We start from the raw sequence: 1,615 nt of genomic DNA, 5'->3' as shown, positions 1-1,615 counted from the left end.
GCCATCTGTTCAAGACACGACTGTTCTTATCTGTGAATTATCCACCAATTGGCGATTTGATATTTATCGGTATCGTTCACAGTGCCACAGTTGTAGGAAGAGGTGGAACTGGTATAAACCTGATGATACGAAACGTACTTGCCACTGGAAGCATGCCTAAGCCTTACTATCTCTCCGTAGTACAGTTTGTCTGAGCCGAACAGAGTTCCCAGAACATTGATTCCTGTAGGCTCGATGAATAGGTCCCACTGAGCAGTATCATGATTCAGATACAGACAGTAAGTCGTACTTGGATATTTGTACTTGTCGTCTTTTGTATCAATTGTGTAGTACTTAGAAAGGTTATATGGAGCGAGGCACATGTCACTTAGCTGCGTTGTGGCCCGCAACCATACCGCGTGATCTTTTGTGACTGGTCCCGTCGACCACCCCCAGGAATCCCCAGTTCCTTTGTCACCTTTGTTTGTTAATATCAACCACGAACTATATCTCCCCGAGGTTGTTCTGTTTGTGCTGTTGACCTTCACAAGATCGACTCCAAAACTATCCCATGTAGGAATGAAGAGAATCCAGTTTTTTTGCCAGTACGCCTCGTCATCGATTTTCATATATCTGTTGAGCGCGACATTCAGGACTCCTATATGATCCGGGTCAGTAGGGTCAGTGCTTCTTCCGTATATGATCTCCCTCTGCAGATTGTTGACTCTCAATGAGGGAGCGTAGGCCGATATTGCTAGAGATTGGACATATGAGGTCTCCGGGCCTATGTTCAAAGCATACTTCGTTTCATCTAGGTATTCCTCTGCGATAAACAGATTACTGCAGATATTCTTATGAGTATTCTCAAGAAGGGTTATTGCGTAAGGCGTCTGAACCACATTGTTGTTGGTGCTCCTGGAAATCGTGTATTTGCCTTCTGAAAGGTTTTCAAAGACATATCTTCTCAACACTACCCCTGGCTCGACTGTCTGCTCTGTATCTTGATATGTATATCCTAAGAGACGATATGTGCCGAGTGGATCACTCGCTTCTAATGCTTCGTCAATAGCGGTGAGCTGAATATCCTGTTTGTCCAGAGTGAGTTTGATGCCGGAAGCGGAATTCCTGAACACGTTGAATGCCGGGAGCAAAATCCCTAGAGTTTTCTGGAAGCTGGGCAGTGTTGTAGGTAACGACATGGGTTCGGTATTCCAGAAAACTCTCACGACTATCCCGGGAATCCAATCCCATAGCCTTCAGGGCTGCGTTGTCTGCTTCGTTGTAGAACCAGGCTTTGTCAGCATCATAAGCAGGGTTCAACATAAGGCCTTCGCCACCGACAATGTATGTTACGAATGTCTCCAGCCAATGCCAGAAGACTTCAACTTCCTCTGCGATGTACGAGTTGTAGTTCTGCAAGTGCAGCTGCGAAAGGCTACTCCCCTGCTTGTGCTCATATTCAACCAGAAGGTTCAGAGCGAGGAGTTGACGGGTTGTGAGAGCTTTGAAAAGACCTATGTAAGCTTGAACGTACTCTATAAACACAGGCGAATCGGCAGGACATCTCTGCGAGAATCCAAAACCGGTATCTGTAGTTCCATCGATCAGCTTGGCCGATCTAATGGCATTCATTGCA

The 1,615-nt window shown here is 46.0% G+C and carries 1 protein-coding gene and 1 pseudogene; both read right to left on the bottom strand.

The window, feature by feature from the left end; all coding sequences use genetic code 11:
- Positions 1-26 precede the first annotated feature (26 nt).
- Positions 27-947, bottom strand: a complete 921-nt coding sequence (locus RJ60_RS14655; protein WP_103135245.1) for a hypothetical protein — start codon at positions 945-947, stop codon at positions 27-29.
- Positions 948-1,041: 94 nt separating this feature from the next.
- A pseudogene (locus RJ60_RS15700) lies at positions 1,042-1,615 on the bottom strand (hypothetical protein); the annotation flags it as partial.

The sequence above is a fragment of the Mesotoga sp. B105.6.4 genome (assembly GCF_002896535.1).
Classification (GTDB): Bacteria; Thermotogota; Thermotogae; order Petrotogales; family Kosmotogaceae; genus Mesotoga.
The sequence above is the reverse complement of the archived record's forward strand: the minus strand, read 5'-3'. Positions and strand labels throughout refer to the sequence as shown.